This is a genomic window from Methylobacterium sp. 275MFSha3.1, from assembly GCF_900108435.1.
GTDB lineage: Bacteria > Pseudomonadota > Alphaproteobacteria > Rhizobiales > Beijerinckiaceae > Methylobacterium.
On sequence record NZ_FNWP01000002.1, the window covers coordinates 429,970 to 449,265 of the forward strand.

The 19,296-nt window shown below is 74.6% G+C and carries 24 protein-coding genes and 1 pseudogene; 16 read left to right on the forward strand and 9 right to left on the reverse strand.

Features of this window, described 5'->3' with window-relative positions; translation table 11 throughout:
- The first annotated feature begins 16 nt into the window (after positions 1-16).
- Together BLW78_RS01980 and BLW78_RS01985 are read left to right on the forward strand one after the other, a co-directional pair.
- Complete coding sequence (locus BLW78_RS01980) at positions 17-679, forward strand: helix-turn-helix domain-containing protein (RefSeq protein ID WP_091676161.1); 663 nt, start codon at positions 17-19, stop codon at positions 677-679.
- Positions 654-1,952: a DNA-packaging protein gene (locus tag BLW78_RS01985; protein ID WP_091676164.1), complete on the forward strand. Its 1,299-nt coding sequence runs from the start codon at positions 654-656 to the stop codon at positions 1,950-1,952. Before BLW78_RS01980 ends, BLW78_RS01985 begins: the two co-directional genes overlap by 26 nt.
- Positions 1,953-2,331: 379 nt before the next feature.
- Here BLW78_RS01985 and BLW78_RS01990 read toward each other — a convergent pair whose 3' ends face one another.
- Complete coding sequence (locus BLW78_RS01990; RefSeq protein ID WP_234081909.1) at positions 2,332-2,574, reverse strand: hypothetical protein; 243 nt, start codon at positions 2,572-2,574, stop codon at positions 2,332-2,334.
- Positions 2,575-2,632: 58 nt separating this feature from the next.
- The gene (locus tag BLW78_RS01995) at positions 2,633-3,697 is read right to left on the reverse strand and encodes a hypothetical protein (RefSeq protein ID WP_091676169.1); all 1,065 of its coding nucleotides are present in this window, start codon (positions 3,695-3,697) and stop codon (positions 2,633-2,635) included.
- A gap of 30 nt (positions 3,698-3,727) precedes the next feature.
- Between BLW78_RS01995 and BLW78_RS02000 the strand changes: the two genes are divergently transcribed.
- From BLW78_RS02000 to BLW78_RS02010, 3 genes are read left to right on the forward strand one after another with little or no spacing between them, the layout of a single operon-like run.
- Positions 3,728-4,921 carry a phage portal protein gene (locus BLW78_RS02000; protein WP_091676172.1) on the forward strand — a complete coding sequence of 398 codons (1,194 nt, stop codon included), beginning with the start codon at positions 3,728-3,730 and terminating at the stop codon, positions 4,919-4,921.
- Between the two features lie 41 nt (positions 4,922-4,962).
- The gene (locus tag BLW78_RS02005; protein WP_091676175.1) at positions 4,963-5,493 is read left to right on the forward strand and encodes an HK97 family phage prohead protease; all 531 of its coding nucleotides are present in this window, start codon (positions 4,963-4,965) and stop codon (positions 5,491-5,493) included.
- Between the two features lie 24 nt (positions 5,494-5,517).
- Positions 5,518-6,804 (forward strand): phage major capsid protein, encoded by a 1,287-nt coding sequence (locus BLW78_RS02010; RefSeq protein WP_020090925.1) that lies wholly within the window; start codon positions 5,518-5,520, stop codon positions 6,802-6,804.
- A 15-nt stretch (positions 6,805-6,819) separates the two neighbouring features.
- On the opposite strand, the gene BLW78_RS02015 is transcribed toward BLW78_RS02010, so the two are convergent.
- Positions 6,820-7,392 carry a hypothetical protein gene (locus tag BLW78_RS02015; RefSeq protein WP_056532261.1) on the reverse strand — a complete coding sequence of 191 codons (573 nt, stop codon included), beginning with the start codon at positions 7,390-7,392 and terminating at the stop codon, positions 6,820-6,822.
- A 702-nt stretch (positions 7,393-8,094) separates the two neighbouring features.
- On the opposite strand from BLW78_RS02015, the gene BLW78_RS02020 reads away from it, so the two are divergent.
- Positions 8,095-9,750, forward strand: a complete 1,656-nt coding sequence (locus BLW78_RS02020) for a porin (RefSeq protein WP_091676177.1) — start codon at positions 8,095-8,097, stop codon at positions 9,748-9,750.
- A 149-nt stretch (positions 9,751-9,899) separates the two neighbouring features.
- Here the strand turns inward: BLW78_RS02020 and dps are convergent, their stop codons facing one another.
- From dps to BLW78_RS02035, 3 genes are all read right to left on the reverse strand, one after another.
- Positions 9,900-10,445, reverse strand: coding sequence for a DNA starvation/stationary phase protection protein Dps (gene dps, locus BLW78_RS02025; RefSeq protein ID WP_012321876.1), 546 nt, complete (start codon positions 10,443-10,445; stop codon positions 9,900-9,902).
- Between the two features lie 126 nt (positions 10,446-10,571).
- Positions 10,572-11,483, reverse strand: coding sequence for a S1 family peptidase (locus BLW78_RS02030; protein ID WP_091676180.1), 912 nt, complete (start codon positions 11,481-11,483; stop codon positions 10,572-10,574).
- Positions 11,484-11,632: 149 nt separating this feature from the next.
- Complete coding sequence (locus BLW78_RS02035) at positions 11,633-12,394, reverse strand: S1 family peptidase (RefSeq protein WP_091676184.1); 762 nt, start codon at positions 12,392-12,394, stop codon at positions 11,633-11,635.
- A 25-nt stretch (positions 12,395-12,419) separates the two neighbouring features.
- Between BLW78_RS02035 and BLW78_RS02040 the strand changes: the two genes are divergently transcribed.
- The 7 genes and pseudogenes from BLW78_RS02040 to BLW78_RS02070 all read left to right on the forward strand — a co-directional run bounded on the left by BLW78_RS02040 (position 12,420) and on the right by BLW78_RS02070 (position 15,366).
- On the forward strand, positions 12,420-12,983 hold the full coding sequence (locus BLW78_RS02040; protein WP_020090920.1) for a head-tail connector protein: 564 nt from the start codon (positions 12,420-12,422) through the stop codon (positions 12,981-12,983).
- A gap of 23 nt (positions 12,984-13,006) precedes the next feature.
- A complete protein-coding gene (locus tag BLW78_RS02045) occupies positions 13,007-13,360 on the forward strand; it encodes a head-tail adaptor protein (RefSeq protein ID WP_091676187.1) in 354 nt (117 codons plus the stop codon).
- Positions 13,357-13,785 carry a tail completion protein gp17 gene (locus BLW78_RS02050; protein ID WP_091676189.1) on the forward strand — a complete coding sequence of 143 codons (429 nt, stop codon included), beginning with the start codon at positions 13,357-13,359 and terminating at the stop codon, positions 13,783-13,785. The genes BLW78_RS02045 and BLW78_RS02050 overlap by 4 nt, the downstream gene beginning before the upstream one ends.
- Positions 13,786-13,796: 11 nt before the next feature.
- Complete coding sequence (locus BLW78_RS02055; RefSeq protein WP_056527565.1) at positions 13,797-14,207, forward strand: phage major tail protein, TP901-1 family; 411 nt, start codon at positions 13,797-13,799, stop codon at positions 14,205-14,207.
- Between the two features lie 5 nt (positions 14,208-14,212).
- Positions 14,213-14,560 carry a gene transfer agent family protein gene (locus BLW78_RS02060; protein WP_056527568.1) on the forward strand — a complete coding sequence of 116 codons (348 nt, stop codon included), beginning with the start codon at positions 14,213-14,215 and terminating at the stop codon, positions 14,558-14,560.
- Between the two features lie 41 nt (positions 14,561-14,601).
- Positions 14,602-14,778: pseudogene (locus BLW78_RS02065) on the forward strand (phage tail assembly chaperone); the annotation flags it as partial.
- Positions 14,779-14,787: 9 nt separating this feature from the next.
- The gene (locus BLW78_RS02070; RefSeq protein ID WP_091676192.1) at positions 14,788-15,366 is read left to right on the forward strand and encodes a phage tail tape measure protein; all 579 of its coding nucleotides are present in this window, start codon (positions 14,788-14,790) and stop codon (positions 15,364-15,366) included.
- An 18-nt stretch (positions 15,367-15,384) separates the two neighbouring features.
- On the opposite strand, the gene BLW78_RS02075 is transcribed toward BLW78_RS02070, so the two are convergent.
- Complete coding sequence (locus BLW78_RS02075) at positions 15,385-16,302, reverse strand: TauD/TfdA dioxygenase family protein (RefSeq protein ID WP_020090914.1); 918 nt, start codon at positions 16,300-16,302, stop codon at positions 15,385-15,387.
- Positions 16,303-16,692: 390 nt separating this feature from the next.
- Between BLW78_RS02075 and BLW78_RS02080 the strand changes: the two genes are divergently transcribed.
- The 3 genes from BLW78_RS02080 to BLW78_RS02090 are packed head-to-tail and all read left to right on the forward strand — an operon-like array spanning position 16,693 to position 18,769.
- On the forward strand, positions 16,693-17,334 hold the full coding sequence (locus tag BLW78_RS02080; RefSeq protein ID WP_091676494.1) for a DUF2460 domain-containing protein: 642 nt from the start codon (positions 16,693-16,695) through the stop codon (positions 17,332-17,334).
- A gap of 14 nt (positions 17,335-17,348) precedes the next feature.
- Positions 17,349-18,224, forward strand: a complete 876-nt coding sequence (locus BLW78_RS02085) for a DUF2163 domain-containing protein (RefSeq protein ID WP_091676194.1) — start codon at positions 17,349-17,351, stop codon at positions 18,222-18,224.
- Complete coding sequence (locus BLW78_RS02090; RefSeq protein ID WP_091676197.1) at positions 18,221-18,769, forward strand: NlpC/P60 family protein; 549 nt, start codon at positions 18,221-18,223, stop codon at positions 18,767-18,769. Before BLW78_RS02085 ends, BLW78_RS02090 begins: the two co-directional genes overlap by 4 nt.
- Here the strand turns inward: BLW78_RS02090 and BLW78_RS02095 are convergent.
- The gene (locus tag BLW78_RS02095; RefSeq protein ID WP_056527585.1) at positions 18,700-18,984 is read right to left on the reverse strand and encodes an addiction module antidote protein; all 285 of its coding nucleotides are present in this window, start codon (positions 18,982-18,984) and stop codon (positions 18,700-18,702) included. The genes BLW78_RS02090 and BLW78_RS02095 overlap by 70 nt on opposite strands.
- Positions 18,984-19,286 (reverse strand): type II toxin-antitoxin system RelE/ParE family toxin, encoded by a 303-nt coding sequence (locus tag BLW78_RS02100; protein ID WP_056527588.1) that lies wholly within the window; start codon positions 19,284-19,286, stop codon positions 18,984-18,986. Before BLW78_RS02100 ends, BLW78_RS02095 begins: the two co-directional genes overlap by 1 nt.
- Positions 19,287-19,296 lie beyond the last annotated feature (10 nt).

The following is a 19,296-nucleotide window of genomic DNA, read 5'->3' on the forward strand; positions in this document are numbered from 1 at the left end:
GTGCGGAGAGACCCCGATGTGGCCACCCCCTCCCAGCAGGGCGGACAGCCGCGCCGAGGCCCTGACGCTCCTGCGCGAGACCGACCTGACGTGCGACGCGATCGCGGCCCGTCTCGGCGTCCACCCGAAGACCGTGCACACCTGGAACGCCCGGGCCGGCTGGCCGAGGCCGCGGCAGCACCGGCCGCGGCTCCTGACGGGGCGCTGGCCGGCGGCGCGCCGGGCCGCCCTGATCCGCCTGCTGTGCACGCCTGGCGCCGATCCCGGCGACGTCACCGAGATCCTCGGTCTCGGCCGGCTCGACCCGGCGATGATGGCCACGGCCTTCGGGGCTGACCTGCCGCCGGCGGTCACCGGGCGCGGCGACCCCGCGGCCGACCCGGCGACCCTGCGGGCGCGTCTGCGCGCCCACATCGCCCGGCAGATCGCCGCCTTCGACGCGGCTCTGAGCGGGGCCGGGGCGGGCGCGGGCGACTCCGCCCGAATCCTGCGCGACCTCGGCGGCCTCAAGCGGCTCCTCGACACGGTGGATGCGGAGGGCGCGCGCGGCGCCGCGGGGGAGGGGGGCGATGGCACCGGACGCGACACCGAACCCGACACCGAGCCCGACCTGCCCGCCCTGCGCGCGGAGATCGCGCGACGCGTTGCTGGCTTTGTCGGCGGCCGGGCGGCTGCCTGACTTCCTCGAGACGCTGCCGCCGGACCTCCTCCGGGCGCTCGCAGGCGACTGGCTGCACCAGGCCCGGCCGGACCAGCTGCCGCCGCCCGACGCGTCGCCCTGGACCACCTGGGCGGTGATCGGCGGCCGCGGCAGCGGCAAGACCCGCACCGGGGCCGAGTGGGTCGACGCCCTCGCGCGCGGCGACCCGGCCTTCGCGGGCGCGCCGGTCGGGCGGATCGCCCTGGTGGGCGAGACCCATCTCGACGTGCGCGACGTGATGGTCGAGGGACCCTCCGGCCTCCTCGGCCTGCCGGCGCGGGGACGGGCCCGGCCCGCCTGGTCGCCGAGCCGCCGCCGGGTGGAGTGGAGCAACGGCGCCGTCGCGCTCGCCTTCTCGGCGGAGGAGCCCGACGCGCTGCGCGGCCCGCAATTCGGCGCCGCGTGGTGCGACGAGGCCGCCAAGTGGCGCCGGCCCGAGGTGGCCTTCGACATGCTGCAGTTCGGCCTGCGCCTCGGCGCCCGGCCGCGCAACCTCGTGACGACGACGCCCCGGCCGGTGCCGCTGATCCGCCGCCTGCTTGCCGACCCGCGCACGGTGGTGAGCCGTGCCCGGACCCACGACAACGCCGCGCATCTCGCGCCCGACTTCCTCCAGCAGGTGGTCGGGCGCTACGCCGGCACGCGGCTCGGCCGGCAGGAACTCGACGGCGAGCTCATCGCCGACCGGGACGACGGCCTGTGGACGCGCGCGGCCCTGGAGGCCGGCCGCCTCGCCGCGGCGCCCGATCTCGGGCGGATCGTCGTGGCGGTGGATCCCCCCGCCGCCTCGGGCGCGCGCTCGGACGCCTGCGGGATCGTGGCGGCCGGGCGCGCGGGCGGGCACGCCTACGTGCTGGCCGACGCGAGCCTCGCCCGCGCCACCCCGCAGGCCTGGGCGGCCGCGGCGCTGGCGCTCTACCACCGGCTCCGGGCCGACGCCCTCGTGGTCGAGGTCAACCAGGGCGGCGAGATGGCCGCCGCCGTGCTGGGCCAGTGCGACCCCGCCGTGCCGGTGACCCGGGTCCACGCCACGCGGGGCAAGTACCTGCGCGCCGAGCCGGTCTCGCTGCTCTACGCCCGCGGGCTGGTCCACCACGTCGGCGCCTTCCCGGCGCTGGAGGACGAGCTGTGCGATTTCGGTCCGGACGGCCTGTCCGGCGGGACCTCGCCCGACCGTCTCGATGCCCTGGTCTGGGCGCTCACGCACCTGATGCTGGAGCCCCGGGCCGAGCCCCGGATCCGGCGGTTGTGACAGCGGTCGCCGGAAACAATTCGGCGCGCTTCGGGTGAAGCGCGCCGGAGTCGGTTCGTGGTCTCTGGAACGAACTGCATGCTGTATACACAATGTCGTGCGCCAAATCTGTAGCGATCAGGCCACGGCACGCGGTCCTGAGCTGGGAATCCCCACCGTAATTCTCCGTATTGCGCGGCGACGGCGGGCGGATTGAGCGGCGCATCTGTCGGGTTGATCCCCGCCGTCCTTTGCCGGGCGCCGCGGCCCGGCTCCGATTCCCGAACCGTCGTCGCTGCCCGACCCCGGCACATCGGCATGCCGGGTTCTTGGGCGTGCCGGGTTCTTAGGCGTGCCGGGTTCCTGGGCGTGCCGGGCTCCTGGACGCCCGAGCGGTCGCTCAATCGCCGCCGCCACCGCCATCACCGCCGCCGCCGCCGTCGCCGCAGCTGCCGCCGTCGCTGCCGTGGCAGCCGCCATCGCCGAAGATCGCGCCGCCGTCGCCGCCGGAGCCCGAATCGTAGCTGAGGGAGCCGGAGCGGCGGGGCCCCCGGGAGCGCGTCGCGGAGGGCATGAGGCAGCGGAGGAAGGGGACGAGCGCGATGACGAAGATCGCGAGTTCGAGGGCCTGCTTCCTGTCCATCGGAACCTCCATCGGTTCGTCGGTCCGGACAGTCTAGCACAGGTCGGCGCCGGGCCGGTCAGGGCGGCGTGGTCAGGCTCCGAAGGGCGGCCCGGACGTCGGCGAGGGTGCCGACCAGGGCGTAGCAGGCGAAATCGTGCGCGCCGGCGGCGGCGTTCGCCAGCCGGAAGCGGCAGCTCAGGCGGTTCGCCCCGGCCTCGGGCGCGACCGCGAAGCCGGGCCGCGGCGCGTCGGGCTCCTGCTCCGGCGGACCCGGGGCCCAGACCGCGAGGGCGTGCGAGCCCTCCGGCGTCGCCAGGATCACCGGGTCCGGCCGCTCCCCCGCTCCGGGGCCGAGGGGCGCGAGCCCGCCGGTCGACGGGTCGAAGCGCCAGGCCGCGGAGAACTCCGCCGGCACCGCGGCGGCGAGGGGTTCGAGACGCAGCGCCGCCGCGGGCTCGATCAGGACGAAGCTCGCCTGCACCTCCACGGCGTTGCCGAGGCCCGGCAGGCCGAGGGCGACCCGCTTGCGCAGGAGCGGGGCCGGGATCGCGGGGCTCGCGGAGGCGGTCGGGCAGTCCGCGGGCGGCTCGTCGGCCGGGTCGGCGGGGCCGTCCCAGGCCATGCGGGTCTCGGTCTCGGCCCAGCTCCGGCCGGCGCGCAGGGCGCGGAGCCGCCGGGCCGCGGGCGCGCCCGACCCGTCCTGCGGGGTGCCGGCCTCGCTCGCCCGGCGGCAGGCGGCGCCGGAGCCGATCTCCGCCCGCGCCTGCAGGGCATCGCCGGGCTCGGTGTCGGCGAGGAAGGTGACGCCGTCCCAGGTCAGCGTGTCCACCGCCCCGGCGACCCGCCGGGACAGGCGCAGGCTGATCTCGGACCGGCCGAAGGGGCGCGCCAGGATCAGGGTCCCGTCGGGCTCCGGCCACAGGGGTGCGGGTGCGGGCGCATCCGCGGCCCGGGCCGGCGCGGCCGGGGGCGCGGCCAGTGGCCCGGACAGGGGCCCGGCCAGAGGCCCGGACAGAGGCCCGGCGACGAGCGCTTGGACCAGAGCCGCGACCCGCGCCGCGACGCGGGTCCCCGCCCGGACCCGTCCCCCGAACCGCGCCTGGGGCCGCGCCTGGGGCCGTGTGGGGATCCGGGGCTGCATCGCGTGACCATAGCTCAGGAACGGACCGGCATGTCGACCCTCCTCGAACGCCTGGCGCGGGTCGCGCGCCGCGCCGCCGGCGGCCCGGCCCTCGCCACCAAGGCCGCCGCGGCCCCGGCCTTCGCCCTCTACGCCGAGGGACGGGCCAGCTGGACGCCCCGCGATCCGGCGGCGCTTGCCCGGGCCGGCTACCAGGCCAACCCGGTCGTCCACCGGGCAGTGCGGCTCGTCGCCGAGAGCGCCGCCGGCCTGCCGCTGATCGCCACCGGCCCCGGCGCCGAGCGCGCGGGCGACCTGCTCGCCCTGCTGGCGCGGCCGAACCCCCGGGAGAGCGGGCCGCACCTCCTGGAAACGCTCTACGCCGACCTCCTCCTCACCGGCACGGCCTACCTGGAGGCGGTGAGCCTCGACGGGCGGGTCGCCGCGCTCCAGGTCCTGCGTCCCGGACGGATGCGGGTGCTGCCGGGCCCGGACGGCTGGCCGGCGGCCTATCTCTACACCGCGGGCGGGCGCAGCCGCCGGTTCGACCTGCCCGAGCCGGGGATCGCCGTGGCGCCGATCCTGGCGCTGACGCTGTTCCACCCGGAGGACGAGACCGGCGGGCTCGCCCCGATCGCGGCGGCGGCCGCCGCCCTCGACATCCACAACGCCGCGAGCGCCTGGAACAAGGCGCTGCTCGACAACGCCGCCCGGCCGTCCGGCGCCCTGGTCTTCGCCGGGGCGACGCTGTCCGAGCCGCAATTCGACCGGCTGAAGGCGGAGCTGGAGGCGAACTACCAGGGTTCCGCCAATGCCGGCCGGCCGCTGCTGCTGGAGGGCGGCCTCGACTGGAAGCCGCTCGCGCTCTCGCCGCGCGACATGGATTTCGTGGCGGCCAAGGACGCGGCCGCCCGGGAGATCGCCCTGGCCTTCGGCGTGCCGCCGCTGCTGCTCGGCCTCCCCGGCGACAACACCCACGCCAACTACGCCGAGGCCAACCGCGCCCTCTACCGCCAGACCCTGATCCCCCTCGCGGCCCGCACCGCCCGGGCGCTGGCCGGCTGGCTGGAACCCGCCTTCGGGGCGATCGACCTCGAGCCCGACCTCGACCGGATCGAGGCGCTGGCCGGCGAGCGGGAATCCCTGTGGCGCCGGGTCCAGGCCGCGGACTTCCTGTCGGTGGCGGAGAAGCGGGAGGCCGTGGGCTACCCGCCCGCGATGCCGGGGGCGCCGGGCACACCCTGAGGCGCGGGGCGCGCCCTCACTGTCCCATCCGAGGATCCTCCATGGACGGCCACTTCTCCGGCTATGCCAGCCTGTTCGGCGTGCCCGATCTCGGCCGCGACGTGGTGGTGCCGGGCGCCTTCGCGGCGAGCCTCGCCCGCCGCGGGGCCGCGGGCGTGCGGCTCCTGTTCCAGCACGATCCGGCCGAGCCGATCGGCCGCTGGCTCGCCCTGCGCGAGGATGGCCGCGGCCTGTTCGCGGAGGGCGCGCTCAACCTCGCGGTGCAGCGCGCCCGCGAGGTCGACGCCCTGATGCGCGGCGGCGGCCTCGACGGGCTCTCGATCGGTTTCCGCACGCTGCGCGCCCGGAAGGGCGCCGGCGGCGAGCGCCGGCTCCAGCAGGTCGATCTCTGGGAGATCTCGCTCGTGACCTTCCCGCTGCAGCCGGGGGCCAGGGCGAGCCCCGCGTCGATCCCGGCTCCGGACCCGGAGGCCGACGCGATCCGCGGCCTCGCCGGCCTGATCGCGCCGCCGCGCACCGCCAGACCTGCCGCCAGACCTGCCGCTTGGCCGCTGCCGGCCGCGCGGTCCTGACTTCCACCCCCGACGAGGCCCATCATGGACGCCCAGACCCCGATCGCCGATCCCGCCCCGCTGGGCGGCCTGCCGCCGCTGGAGAACAAGGCCGCCCATTCCGACGGCGGCCCGGTCCGCTCCGCCCTGGACGAGCTCGCCGCCGCCTTCGCGGCCTTCAAGGAGACGAACGACGCGCGGATCGACCGGATCGAGGGCCGCCTCGGCGTCGACGTGCTCACCGAGGAGAAGCTCGCCCGGATCGACGCGGCCCTCGACGCCGCCCGCACCCGGCTCGACCGCATCGCCCTGGAGCGGGCCCGGCCGCCCCTCGGGCAGCCGGACGTCCGGGAGACGGGGGCCGCGCACGAGCACAAGGCCGCCTTCGACCTCTACGTCCGGGCGGGCGAGAGCGCCGGGCTCAAGCGCCTGGAGGCCAAGGCGCTCTCGGCCGGCTCCGGGCCCGACGGCGGCTACCTCGTCCCCGACACGATCGAGCGGACCGTGCTCGCGCGCCTCGGGCAGGTCTCGCCGATCCGGTCGATCGCCAGCGTGCAGCCGATCTCGGGCGCCCAGTACAAGCGCGCCGTCTCGGTGGGCGCGCCGGTCACCGGCTGGGCCGCCGAGACCGCGCCGCGCCCCGAGACCGCCGCGCCGGCCCTGTCGGAGATCGCGTTCCCGGCGATGGAGCTCTACGCGATGCCGGCCGCCACCCAGACGCTCCTCGACGATTCCGTGGTCGATCTCGACGCGTGGCTCTCGGCCGAGGTGGAGACCGCCTTCGCCGAGCAGGAGGGCGTCGCCTTCGTGTCCGGCAACGGCGCGAGCCGCCCGCGGGGCTTCCTGAGCTACGACACGGTCGCCAACGCCGCCTGGGTGCCGGGCAAGATCGGCACGGTCGCCACCGGGACGGCCGGGGCCTTCCCGTCGGCGAGCCCGGGGGACGCGCTGTTCGACCTGATCTACGGGCTGCGGGCGGCCTACCGGCAGAATGCCGGCTTCGTCATGAACCGGCGCACCCAGAGCACGATCCGCAAGTTCAAGGATTCGGAGGGCAACTATCTCTGGCAGCCGCCCCTCGCCGCCGGCCGGTCCGCGACGCTGGTCGGCTTCCCGGTCACCGAGGCCGAGGCGATGCCGGACCTCGCCAAGGACAGCCTGTCGGTGGCGTTCGGCGACTTCCGCCGGGGCTATCTCGTGGTCGACCGGACGGGGATGCGGGTGCTGCGCGACCCGTACTCGGCCAAGCCCTACGTGCTGTTCTACACCACCAAGCGCGTCGGCGGCGGGGTGCAGGATTTCGACGCGCTCAAGCTCCTGAAGTTCTCCTGACGCGCGGCGGCGACCCTAGCCGGGGCAGCCCGCGCGGTCGCCGCAGCTCGCGAGCCGCCCGGCCTGCTGCTTGGCCCGCTCGAGATTGGTGCGGGCGGTGACCAGCCGCTCGCTGGCCTCCCGGCGGATCCGCACCGAGGTGCCGGGCTTCGCCTCGCGGACGTCCACGGCCTCCCAGTAGGCCATCGCGGCCTGCAGCTCGGCCTGCGCCTCCTTGAGGGTCGGGACCGGCGGCTGCGGCATCTCCGGCATCTCGGTGAGGCGGCCCTCCAGCACGGCCCGCGCCACGGCGATCTCGAACCGCCGGTCGACGCCGAACTGCGCCATCCGCTCCAGGTTCGGCTCGATCATCTCGAGGAGCGCCAGGGTCGGGACGACCAGCGCGTGCGCGTCCCCGCCCCAGCCCGGATCGCATTTCTCGCCGTTGACCGCCCAGAAGATCCCGCGCGCGGTGGCGATGCGGCCGTTCCGCACCTCGCGGACGCGCAGGAAGAAGAAGCGCTCGCCGTAGATCGGGTCGAGCGAGCGAATACAGGCCAGACTGCCGGTTCTGGCCGCCTGATAATATGTCTCAAGATCGATTTCCACTGACGTCTCACAATTTCAAGGGCTGCATGACGCGGATCCGCTCGGGCGGACGCGCGGAAATCATGGAAACGCTGAAACGGTACGCGGACGACTCGGGCGTGGGACGGGATGAAACGAAGCGCTGCGCATGGGCGGCTCGCCTAGGGCCGATCGGCCGTGCCAATCGACCCGATGGGGTGAGAGGGGGCCGGGACCCCGGCGCCGCCTCTCGATACCGAGCAGTCCGGGTCCGGTCCCGTCGGCAGACGTCCGTCGCTGCGGGGCCCGCGCACCGCCCGGCGCGGCGCCATCCTGCAGGGCGATCGGATCCGCGTCCGAGCCGGCCCGTGAGGGCTCGACGGCCGAATACCCCTTCGTTTCCGGTAGATCAATACGATCTGTCAGGGAAGTACAGTGTTTCTGCTAGAAACATGGTCTGTTAGTACGCTTTCCAGCCGAAACGCTCGTGCTGTGTCTGTTTCCGTCGGACAAACAAGATCATTTTTATGTGGCCGCGTGGCCACCGAATACATCGGCACGGGTGGCCGTTCCGATTTGGGATTGATGGCTGCGGCCATTTGCGGGAACTTATTCGAACAAGAGCTCGAAAGAACCAGAGCTCATCGGCAAGACGAATCAATTCGGCCGAAACAAATAATAGCAGCGCGGCCTGCGTGGCTGAATGCTGTCTCCAATATGGGTCTCGACGTTTTGGGGAAATCGATGAGGATCTTGAAGCACACGCTCCTCTGTTCCGCCGCGGCTCTGTCCGCGGCGAGCGCAGCGCAGGCGGCTGATCTGCCGGTCAAGAAGGCTGTCCCGATCGAGTACGTCCGCGTCTGCGGCGCGTACGGCGCCGGCTTCTTCTACATCCCCGGCACCGACACTTGCCTGCGTCTCTCCGGCCGCGCCCGGTTCGAGGGCGGCTACATGACCAGCTACTCGCGGCAGAACGGCTCGAACGTCGGTGATACGTCGGGCTACCAGGGCCGGATGCGCATCAACCTCGATGCCCGCACCCAGACCGCCTACGGCACCCTGCGCGCCTTCGTGCGCCTCGATGCCGGATCCCGCACCGGCTATTCCGGCGTCGGCCAGTCGGGCACCCAGCAGCGCATCGGCCAGGCCTTCCCGGCTCTCGGCATCGACCAGTTCGGTCGCGCCTCGCAGTTCGTGAACGTCGACAAGGCCTTCATCCAGTTCGCCGGCATGACCGCCGGTCGCGCCTCGTCGTTCTTCGACTTCTACGCCCACGACTTCGAGTTCGCCGGCGCCACGCTCGGCTCCGACATCGCCTCGACCAACCTGCTCGCCTACACGGCCACGCTCGGCAACGGCCTGTCCGCCACGATCTCGGCCGAAGACCCGGTCTTCCGCCGCAGCCCGATCTTCTCGCAGACCAACAACCCGGCCGGCGTGACGAACAACGCCAACATCGCCAACTTCGCGCAGACGAACGCGCCGGCCGAGGTGTTCATCGGCTACACCGGCGGCGTGCCGACCCGGTACAGCTTCGTCGACGTGATCCAGCGCTCGCGCATGCCCGACGTCGTCGGCGCCCTGCGCCTCGACCAGGCCTGGGGCTCGGCTCAGGTCTCGGCCGCCGTCCACGAGCTGAACGTCGGCAACGTCGCGAACGGCGCCGGCACCGGCACCGGTTCGAACATCAGCATCCCCCACACCAGCAACTCGTACGGCTGGGCGGTGCAGGGCGGCCTGAAGATCAACACGCCGTTCATCGCGCCGGGCGACGCCCTCTACCTGCAGGGCGCCTACGGCTCCGGCTCGCAGATGTACACCGGCTACTGCGCGTTCAGCGGCTGCTACTCGCAGAACCCGACGACCATCCAGGGGCAGAAGTTCGCGCAGTACTTCAACGACGCCACGGTGAACCCGTTCACGGGCCAGATGGAGCAGTCGACGAGCTTCACCGCGACGGCCTCGTACCTCCACTACTGGACGCCGGAGTGGCGCTCGGCCTTCTTCGGGTCGTACGGTGAGATGAACTACGGCAGCGGCGCCCGTCTGGCCCAGGGCGCGGCCTTCGCGCTGTCCAACCCGGCCGGTGCCAACTCCTTCGGCGTGAACGCCGTCGGCGTGCCGGGCACCCGGTTCTACCAGCTCAGCGAGGCGCTGCGCGACACCTACCAGTTCGTGGCGGGCGGCAGCATCATCTGGTCGCCGGTCAAGGACCTCGATATCGGTGTCGAGGGCTTCTACACCCAGATCGGCGTCAAGAACGGCCGCGTGATCGACCGCGACAAGAGCCCGACGGCCTACGCGAACGTCGCCGGCATCAACAACGGCACCTTCGTGCCGCGGACCACGACGGCGGACAGCGTCTCCACCTTCCGCTTCCGCGTCCAGCGCGACTTCTGATCCCCGATCGGGACCGGTTCGCTCTCCAAAGCTTCCCGGTTCTGATGTCCCCGTGCAAAGGGACCCCACTGAGCCCGGCCTCGCGGCCGGGCATTTTCGTATCCCCGATCGCGTCGGATCGCGCCCCGCCCGAAGGCGGGGCGCCTTGCTCAGCGGCCCGCGTTGCCGTCGCGCAGGGTGCCGGTCGGCTCCTGCACGTGCGCCTCGAGGAACCAGAGGTGCTTGTCGACCGCCCGCGAGATCTCGGTGAACAGGTCGGCCGTGTCGGGGTCGCCCGCCTCGTCGGTCTCGTCGATGTTCTGCCGGACCGCGTTGGCGTAGGCGGCGTAGCTGTCGATCAGCGCGGCGATGTGGTCGGCGATGGCGTAGATGCCGGTCGGGTAGGCCGGCAGCTTGGTGCGCTCGGCGACCGCCTGGGTCGAGCCGAAGGCCGTGGCGCCGAGCTGGACCGCGCGCTCGGCGACGCTGTCGTTCAGCTCGTCGAGCTGGGTGCGGAACCCGTCGAGCATCTCGTGGACGCCGATGAACTGCGGCCCCTTGAGGTTCCAGTGGGCCTGCTTGATCGCCAGCGCGAGGTCGATGCCGTCCGCGAGCCGGGCGTTGAGCGCCTCGATCGAGACCTTCTTGGCGTTCGAGTCGGTGTTGTTGCGGGTCTTGTGCGTCCGCGGGGTGTTGCTGGTACCGGTGTCGGCCATGCTCTCGCTCCGTGAGCCGGGAAGGTTCGGATGCGAAAAGTGCCGATCGGCCCCCGGGTTCCCGCAGGCGCGAAGGATCCGGGGGCGGGCAGCGGCTTTGCCGCGGTCGGGCCGCGGTCAAGCCCCTCAGCGGCGGCGGCCTGGGCGGGCCATCCAGTCGGACCGGTTGCCGCGGGGCAGGGCGTCGCCGACCTGGATGCGCGACAGCTCCGCCGTGCGCGCGGCGATCCAGCCGGCATGCTCGGCCACCGGGGTCACGGCGGTGAAGCCGCCGCAGGCGGTCCGGCGCGCGCCCTGCTGCAGGGCGCCGCTCGACCAGCTCACCACGCCGACGATCCGGTAGCCGCCGGGGCCGCCGGTCAGGATCGGGCCGCCCGAATCGCCGAGGCAGGCGCCGGCGCCCGAGGTCTCGGCCATGCGCCGCCGGTCGGTGACGACGGTCACCCGGTTGGCGACCTGGAGCGAGCCGATCGACACGAGGTGGGCGAGCCGCAGGATCCGCGCCGAGTTCCGCCGGTTCTCGGCCACCACGCCGAAGCCCGCGATGTCCACGGGCTGCCCGTCGGTGATCGAGCCCGCGCCCCGGGGATCGAGGGGCACGTAGTCGTCGCCGAGCGGGCGCTCGAGCTTGAGCAGCGCCAGGTCGACGCCGGGCTGGTCCTCGGGGGTCGTCCCGGGCACGAAGTCCGGGTGCATGGAGGCGGTGATCACCGCGGTCCGGTGCTGGCGGAAGTTCCGGTCGACGCTGATCACCGTGTAGCCGGCGGGCCGCATCACGCAGTGGGCCGCGCTCAGCACGAGGTCCGGGGCGATCAGGGTGCCCGAGCAGATCTCGCCCTCGGTGCTCTCGATCCGCACCACGAAGCTGCGCGCCCCGTTCGGGTCCCGCGTCGTCGTGCCGTTGATCACCGCCGCGGCGGGCGTGGGCAGCAGGCCGCCGAGGGCGCCGAGCAGCGACAGGCCCAGGAACCCGCCCCACAGGCCGCCGCGCAGGCTGCGCTCGCGGGGGCCGGCCTTCCGGATCGGGCGAGGGGACATCGGGAACTCCGGGCGCGCGCGGGCGCGGGTGGGGGACGCCGGAGGCGGCGCCGAGGGAGCCTGGGGCGAGGGGCCCCAGATCGAGTGAGCCTAGAGCAAGGCAATAGCCCGGCCAAGCTGAGGTTCCCTGCGCACGCGGCGCCGCGCCGCTACTGCGCCCAGCGCGCCGTCCGGTCCCAGCTATCGAGCACGCGGTCGATCCAGCCCCGCTGCGGCCCCACCAGGACGCCCTGGGTGAGGCCGCCGCAGGCGCCCCCGATCCAGGCCGACAGGGCGAGCACCGCCCCGTCCGGTCCCGCGATCGGGCCGCCGGAATCGCCCTGGCAGGCGCCGCCGCCCGCGCCCTTCAGCCAGACCAGGATGCGGCTCGGCCCGTAGGGCTCGATCACCGGCAGGCCGAGGCTGCGGTAGGTGCCGGTGGAGCGCGGGTCGCCGGGCTTGGCCGCGCCGTAGCCCGACAGGGTCAGGGTCTCGCCCGCCCGCGCCGGGGCGGCGCTCAGGGTCACGGGCGCGAAGCGCGGCGGCAGCGGCGTCTCGGTGCGCAGCAGCGCGAGATCGACGGAGCGCCGCCGGGAAGCGGCCGCGCCGGCGTCGTAGCCCGGATGGACCGCCTGGGCGGTGACGTCGACGAGCACCGGCGCCCCGGCGGCGTCGCGGAAATGGACGCGGTGCTCCTTGGCGCCGGCGAGGCAGTGGCCGGCGGTCAGCACCGTGTCGGGGGCGAGCACCACGCCGGTGCAGACACCGCCCTTCGACGACAGGACCATCACGGCCCCGCCGGCCGGCGCCTCGGTGCCGCCGACCACCGCCCGCGCCGGGACGGCCGCGAGCGCCGGGATCGCCATCAGGATCGCGGTGACGGTCGCTACCCGCGCGGTGCGGGCCGCCGGGCGGCGCTTCGAGATCGGCATCGGACCACCTGCAGAGAGACGCGCGATGATCCCGTTACGCATCGCCGCCGCCGCCGTCGAGCCGGTGGGCGTGCCCGACCTGCGCGCCTACCTGCGCGTCGACTCCGACGCGGGCGCCGACGAGGACGGCCTGCTCCAGGCCCTGATCGCGGCGGCCCGCGCGAGCCTGGAGATCGAGACCCGGCGGATCCTGGTCCCGGGCCGGTACCGGATCGCCCTGACGGCCTGGCCGCCGGACGGGCAGGTGCCGCTGCCCCTGAGCCCGCTGGTCGCGATCCTCCGCGCCGGCCTCGCGGACCCGTCCGGAGGCGTCACCGACCTCGACGCCGGGCTGGTGCGCCTCGGCCCCGACCCGGACGGGGCACCGTCCCTGCAGGTGGATCCGGCCGCGCCGGATCCCGCCGGCCGCACGATCCTGATCGAGGTCGCGGCCGGGTACGGCGGCGACGGGCCGCCGCTCCCCGAGCCCCTGCGCCTCGCGATCCTGCGCCTCGCCGCCGCCCGCTACGAGCGTCGCGGCGACGAGCCCGACGCCGCCCGCACCGACGCCGCCGCGCTCGGCGCGCCGTTCCGGCGCCTGCGGCTGTGATCCTCGCACCCGGAGCTTCCCCGATGGTGACCTCGTTCCAACGCCCGCCCCTCGGCGCGCGGCGGCGCCGCTTCGTGCTCGAGCGGCCCCTGGAGGAGCCCGACGGGTTCGGGGGCGTGCTGCGCCGTTACGTGGCCGGCCCGGTCCTGTGGGGCGCGATCGCCCCGGCGGGACTCGCCGACCGAACGGCCGGCGGCCGCACCGACACGCGGCCCGCCTACCGCGTCACCCTGCGGAGCCGGGCCGCGCTCGACCCGACCATGCGGCTCGCCGCCGGGCCGCGCCGCTTCGCGATCCGCGCCGTCGCCGAGCCCGACGCGCGGGGCCGCGACCTGGTCTGCCACGTCGAGGAGCTGCCCGGGGAGGGGCGGTCGTGAGCGATCCGGGCCCGCTCCTGGCGCTCCGCGCCGGCCTGATCGCCCGCTTCGCCGCCGACGCCGCCCTGGCCGCGCTGCTGGGCGGCCGCGTCCGGCTCTACGACGAGCCGCCGCGGGGCACGCTCCCGGTCTACGCGCTGTTCGGCGACGCCGAGATCGCGGACGAATCCGTCGACGGCGCCGAGCGCCATTGGCACAGCCACGCGATCGCGGTGATCGCCCAGGCGGGCTCGGTGCGCACCGCCCTCGACGCTGCTTCGCGCATGGCGGCGCTCCTCCGGGACGCCCCGACGCCCCTCGTCCTGCCGCTGGCCGGCTGCCGGCTCGTGACCCTCCGGGTGCGGGCCGTCCGCGCCCGGCGCGACGCCCGGACCGGCGAGGCCAGGGCGACCCTGACGGTCGAGGCCGTCACCGAGAACCTGTGAGGAGGGTGCCGATGGGCGCGCAGAAGGGCAAGGACCTGCTGATCCGGGCCGGCGACGGTGCGGGCGGCTTCGCGGCGGTGGCGGGCCTGCGCAGCCGCCAGATCACCCTCAACGCCGAGACCGTCGACGTCACCAACGCCGATTCCGCCGGGCGCTGGCGCGAGCTGCTCGCCGGGGCCGGGGTGCGGCGGGCCGCGATCGCCGGCTCGGGCGTGTTCCGCGACCAGGCCTCGGACGCGCGCCTGCGCCTGCTGTTCTTCGAGGGCGCGGTCGAGGTGTTCCAGATCGTGATCCCGGCCTTCGGGATCCTGGAGGGGCCGTTCCAGATCGCGAGCCTGGAGTACCGGGGCGACCATGCCGGTGAGGTCACCTTCGACATGAGCCTCGAATCCGGCGGCGCGCTCGCCTTCGCGGCGGTCTGAGCGCCGTGGCCAACCGGATCCGCGGCGAGGTGCCGCTCACCCTCGGCGGGCGGCGCTACACGCTCTGCCTCACCCTCGGCGCGCTCGCCGAGCTGGAGACCGCGCTCCAGGCCGGCGACCTCGCGGGCCTCGCCGCGCGCTTCGCCGGCGGGCGCGTCTCGGCCCGCGACCTGATCGCCCTCCTGGGCGTCGCCCTGCGGGGCGGCGGCCACGACCTCGACGACGCGGCGGTGGCGCGGCTTCCGCTGGCGGGCGGGCTCGACGCCGTCTCGGCCGCCCTGGGCGACGTCCTGGCGGCGGCCTTCGGGGAAGCGCCGGGTGGGGAGGCGCCGGGCCCGGCAAACCCTCCCTAGGGCCGGACGCGGACAAGCCGCCGCGTCCGGCCCCGGGCCGCTTCCCCTGGGACGACGCCCTCTCCCTCGGCCTCGGCGCGCTGGGTTGGCGGCCCCGCGATTTCTGGTCGGCGACCCCGCGGGAGTTCGCCGCGGCGCTCGGCCGGCGCGCCGGCCCGGAGCCCCTGTCCCGCGCCGCCTTCGCGCGGCTCCTCGCCGCCCATCCCGACCCACCGTGAGGCACCGCCATGGCCGAGACCGACCCGCAGGCCGACCCGCTGTCCGACGACCGGATCCGGCAGCTCGAGACCCTGGACCGGCTGGCGCAGAGCTTCGGCCGCAGCCTCGACACCGCCCTGACCCGCGGGGCCGCGTCCGGCCGCAGCCTCGACGGCGTGCTCGGCACCATCGGGGCGCGCCTCGCCGGCGTGGCGGCGCGGGCGGCGGCCGGGCCGATCCAGGCGGGCCTCACGGGCCTGATCGGCGCGATGCTGGGCTCCGGCGCGGAGACGGGCTTCGCCCGCGGGGGCGTGTTCCGGGGCGGCCGCGTCCAGCCCTTCGCCGCCGGCGGCGTCGTGGCCGCGCCGACCTACTTCCCCATGGCGGGCGGCACCGGCCTGATGGGCGAGGCCGGCCCGGAGGCGATCCTCCCCCTCGGCCGCGGGCCGGACGGTCGCCTCGGCGTGGCCGCGGGCGGCGCCGCGGCGCGGCCCGTCTCCGTGACGGTCAACATCGCGACCCCCGATCCGGGGGCGTTCCGCCGCTCCGAGGCGCAGGTGACCGCGAGCCTCGCCCGGGCGGTGGCGCGCGGCCAGCGGGCGACCTGAGGCGCGCGCGGCCACAGCTCACGCCGCCCTGCGCGCCTCCGTCTCCCGCGCCCGGCTGGTGCGGCCGTCGACGCTCACCGGCGCGACGCCCTGGATCGTCACGCGGCGGACCACGCGGGGCGCCTCGCCGTAATCGTCCACCGCCCGGTGGACCGTGGCGCGGTTGTCCCAGATCGCCACGTCGCCCGTCCGCCACGACCAGCGCACGGTGTTCTCGGGCCGGGTCGCGTGGTCGTGGAAGATCGCCAGCAGGTGCTGCGAATCCGCGGTGGTCAGGCCCAGGATCCGCTGGATGAAGTGGCCGACGATCAGCGAGCGCTCCCCGGTCTCCGGGTGGACGTGGACCAGCGGGTGCTCGGTCTCGAACACGGTCCTGGTGAACACCTCGTCGTAGCGCCGCCGCCCGGCCTCCGACACGTTCACCCGGCCGCCGACATAGTCGTAGACGTTCGAGTGCAGCGCCCAGAGCTTGTCGGCGAGGTCGCGCAGGGGCTCGGGCAGGTCCGCGTAGGCCGCCGCCGTGTTGGCCCAGAGCGTGTCGCCGCCGTGGGGCGGCAGCGTCACGGCCCGCAGGATCGAGAGCGCCGGGTAGGCCGGCACGAAGGTCACGTCGGTGTGCCAGGAACTCGCCCGCTCGCCCCGGCTGCCGTCGATGTCGAGGATTCCCGCCGTGCCGGCGAGGGAGGGCACGGTCGGATGCGGGACGAGGTCGCCGAGGCGCCGGCCGAACGCCTCCTGCCCGGCCTCGTCGAGGTCCTGGTCGCGGAAGAACACCACCTTGTGGGTGTTCAGCGCCTGCCGGATCGCCGCGACCGTCCCGTCGTCCAAGTCACCCGAGAGGGTGACGCCGCGGATCTCCGCGCCGATGCGGCCGGCGACGCGGCGGATGTCGAGGGCAGGGGCGGATGCGTGCAGGGGCTGGGGGATGGCGCTCATCGGAAGGTTTCCCTGGCAGAACGGCGCCGCGTCGTGCGGATCGCGCGGTGAACCGAGATGTGCGGACCGAGAGGACTTCGGAGAACATCCGCTTCGGTGCGGTGATCTTCGATCACCTGCCGTCCCGTGTCGATGAACGGCGCTTTTGATTTTCCGGCGCCTCTCGGAAGACTTTTTTCAGCTGCTCCGATCCGGCAGCGATACCGTTCCCCGGGCGTCGCGCGGGATCTGCGGCCCGGCCTCCGTCCTCGCGGGCGGAGCGAAGCGATCCCGGAGCGCCACGGTCACGGATGTCGCGCTGCCCTGAGTCGCGTCGCTGCGCTCGCGATGACGGTGACGCCCCGGAAGACCGGCGCGGCCCTGTCGCCACCCGAACCGGAGAGGCCCGTCATGGCCGACGACTTCCACGAGGTGCTGTTCCCCCTCGACGTTTCCCTGCGCGCCGGCGGGGGTCCGCAGCGGCTCACCGAGATCGTGACCCTGGCCTCGGGCCGGGAGCACCGGAACGGCCGCTGGGCCGATTCCCGCCGCCGCTACGAGGCCGGCTTCGGGATGCGCGGCCTCGACGCGCTGCACGCCGTGCTGGCCTTCTTCGAGGAGCGGCGCGGGCGGCTCTACGGATTCCGGTTCCGCGACCGGGTCGACGACCGCTCCGGGCCGCCCGGCCGGCCGACCGATCCCCTCGACCAGCCGCTCGGCACCGGCGACGGGGTCACCGCCACCTTTCCGCTGGTGAAGACCTACGGCGTCGGCTTCGCGCCCTACCGCCGCCGGATCGCCAAGCCGGTAGCCGGCAGCGTCCGTGTGGCGGTGGCGGGCCGGGAGGTCGAGCCCGGCGCCTTCGCGTGCGACCCGACGACCGGCCTCGTCACCTTCGCGGCGGGCCGCGTCCCGCCGCCCGGCGCCGCCGTGACGGCGGGCTTCGCCTTCGACGTGCCGGTCCGGTTCGACACCGACGCGCTGACCATCGACCTCGCCGCCTTCACGGCCGGGGAGATCCCGAAGGTGCCGCTCGTCGAGATCGTGCCCTGAGGAGGCGTGACGCCATGCGCGACATCCCGGAGGCCTTCGCGGCCCATCTCGCGGGGGGCGTGACCACCCTGTGCCGCTGCTGGTCCCTGCGGCGGCGGGACGGGCTCGCCCTCGGCTTCACCGACCACGACCGCGACCTGACCGTCGCGGGCCTCGTCCACGCCGCCCGCACCGGGCTGGAGGCGGCCGAGGCCAGCGCCGAGCTCGGCTTCGCGGTCTCGGGGGGCGACGTGGCGGGGGCGCTGAGCGGCCTCGGGCTCACCGAGGCGGACATCGCCGGCGGCCTCTACGACGGCGCCGCCGTGGAGACCTGGCTGGTCGACTGGAGCAGCCCCGAGACCCGGCTCCTCCTCGACGTCGCCACGATCGGCGAGGTGCGCCGGGACGGCGACGCCTTCGTGGCGGAGCTGCGCGGCCTCGCGCACCGGCTCGGCGCCGAGCGGGGCCGCACCTACCGGGCGACCTGCGGCGCCGATCTCGGCGATGCCCGATGCCGGGTGGACCGCGCCGCGTGGACGACGGCCGGTCGGGTGAGCGGCGTCCCGGAGCCGGCCACGCTCGCGGCGGCGCTCGCCGGGTCCTTCGCGGACGGCCTGTTCACCGGCGGGCGCCTGACCTGGACGACGGGCGCCAATGCCGGGCTCGCGGCCGACGTGCGCCTCCAGCTCGGGCCCCTGATCGAGCTCTGGACGGTGCCGCCCCGGCCGGTCGCCGCCGGCGACGGGTTCAGCCTGACGGCCGGGTGCGACAAGCGCCTCGCCACCTGCCGCGACCGCTTCGCCAACGCGGTCAACTTCCAGGGCTTCCCGCACATGCCCGGCAACGACGCGGTCATGCGGGCGGTCCCCGGTTCGGACCCCATCCTCGATGGCGGGAGCCTCTTCCGATGAGCGCGATGCGGCGCGAGATCGGCCGAGAGATCGGTGTCGCGGCGCTCGGCGAGGCGCGGCTCTGGCTGGGCACGCCCTACCGCCACCAGGCGTCGCTGCGCGGCGTGGGCTGCGACTGCCTGGGCCTGCTGCGCGGGGTCTGGCGCGGGCTCTACGGCGCCGAGCCGGAGGTGCCGCCGCCCTATTCCGGCACCTGGGCGGAATCGGCCGCGCCCGGGACCGACCCGCTCACCGAGGCGGCCGCCCGCCACCTCGTGCCGGTGCCCGGATCCCTGGCGGACCTGGCGATGCGGCCGGGCGACGTCCTGCTCTTCGCCTTCCGCCGCCACCTGCCGGCCCGCCACTGCGCCATCGCCACCGGCGCCGGCGCGATGATCCACGCCCACGACGGGGCCGCCGTCACCGAGGTCGCGCTCACCGGATGGTGGCGGCGGCACGCGACGGGGGTGTTCCGGTTTCCGGCGCGCTGCGGCGCCTACGAGGAACGCGTCGATACGGTGAGCTTGACGCCGAGCACGTCCATGATCTTGCGGACCGTCTCGTAGCGGAGCTTCGAGCCCGGCGTCAGCGCCTTGTAGAGGCTCTCCCGACCGACACCCGCTTCCCGGGCGATCTGCGCCATGCCGCGTGCCTTCGCGACATCGCCCAGGGCCGCGATGAACAGCTCGGGGTCGGGGTCGTCGAGCGCCGCCGCCAGGTATTCGGCAATCGCCTCCTCACTGTCGAGGAATTCCGAGGCGTCGAACGGTGTGAAACGCATCAGGTGATTCCGTCGAGAGAGGCGGCCATGGATTTGGCCCTCTGAATGTCCCGGGTCTGGCTGGACTTATCGCCGCCGCACAGGAGCAGGTACGTTACCTCGCCGCGTCGGACATAGTAGACGCGAAAGCCCGGGCCATACGGGATCCGCATCTCGAACACACCTGCCCCGACCGGTTTGGCATCCCCGAAATTGCCGAGCCCCGCGCTGCGGATACGTGCCGCGATGCGTGCCCTGGCGCGGTGATCCTTCAGGCCCGTGAGCCAAGTCCGGAAGGTGTCGGACAGCAGGATCGTCGTCACAGGTCGAACG

Bases quoted from the DNA above. Each gene is read 5' to 3' on its own strand.
- BLW78_RS02010 (WP_020090925.1), top strand. From the start codon at position 5,518: ATGGACGCCCAGACCCCGATCGCCGATCCCGCCCCGCTGGGCGGCCTG.
- BLW78_RS02075 (WP_020090914.1), bottom strand. From the start codon at position 16,302: ATGAGCGCCATCCCCCAGCCCCTGCACGCATCCGCCCCTGCCCTCGAC.
- BLW78_RS02090 (WP_091676197.1), top strand. From the start codon at position 18,221: ATGAGCGCGATGCGGCGCGAGATCGGCCGAGAGATCGGTGTCGCGGCG.
- BLW78_RS02035 (WP_091676184.1), bottom strand. From the start codon at position 12,394: ATGCCGATCTCGAAGCGCCGCCCGGCGGCCCGCACCGCGCGGGTAGCG.
- BLW78_RS02030 (WP_091676180.1), bottom strand. From the start codon at position 11,483: ATGTCCCCTCGCCCGATCCGGAAGGCCGGCCCCCGCGAGCGCAGCCTG.
- BLW78_RS02000 (WP_091676172.1), top strand. From the start codon at position 3,728: ATGTCGACCCTCCTCGAACGCCTGGCGCGGGTCGCGCGCCGCGCCGCC.
- BLW78_RS01990 (WP_234081909.1), bottom strand. From the start codon at position 2,574: ATGGACAGGAAGCAGGCCCTCGAACTCGCGATCTTCGTCATCGCGCTC.
- BLW78_RS02040 (WP_020090920.1), top strand. From the start codon at position 12,420: ATGATCCCGTTACGCATCGCCGCCGCCGCCGTCGAGCCGGTGGGCGTG.
- BLW78_RS02045 (WP_091676187.1), top strand. From the start codon at position 13,007: ATGGTGACCTCGTTCCAACGCCCGCCCCTCGGCGCGCGGCGGCGCCGC.
- BLW78_RS02005 (WP_091676175.1), top strand. From the start codon at position 4,963: ATGGACGGCCACTTCTCCGGCTATGCCAGCCTGTTCGGCGTGCCCGAT.
- BLW78_RS02095 (WP_056527585.1), bottom strand. From the start codon at position 18,984: ATGCGTTTCACACCGTTCGACGCCTCGGAATTCCTCGACAGTGAGGAG.
- dps (WP_012321876.1), bottom strand. From the start codon at position 10,445: ATGGCCGACACCGGTACCAGCAACACCCCGCGGACGCACAAGACCCGC.
- BLW78_RS02055 (WP_056527565.1), top strand. From the start codon at position 13,797: ATGGGCGCGCAGAAGGGCAAGGACCTGCTGATCCGGGCCGGCGACGGT.
- BLW78_RS02080 (WP_091676494.1), top strand. From the start codon at position 16,693: ATGGCCGACGACTTCCACGAGGTGCTGTTCCCCCTCGACGTTTCCCTG.
- BLW78_RS02020 (WP_091676177.1), top strand. From the start codon at position 8,095: ATGAGGATCTTGAAGCACACGCTCCTCTGTTCCGCCGCGGCTCTGTCC.
- BLW78_RS01995 (WP_091676169.1), bottom strand. From the start codon at position 3,697: ATGCAGCCCCGGATCCCCACACGGCCCCAGGCGCGGCCCCAGGCGCGG.
- BLW78_RS02070 (WP_091676192.1), top strand. From the start codon at position 14,788: ATGGCCGAGACCGACCCGCAGGCCGACCCGCTGTCCGACGACCGGATC.
- BLW78_RS02085 (WP_091676194.1), top strand. From the start codon at position 17,349: ATGCGCGACATCCCGGAGGCCTTCGCGGCCCATCTCGCGGGGGGCGTG.
- BLW78_RS01980 (WP_091676161.1), top strand. From the start codon at position 17: ATGTGGCCACCCCCTCCCAGCAGGGCGGACAGCCGCGCCGAGGCCCTG.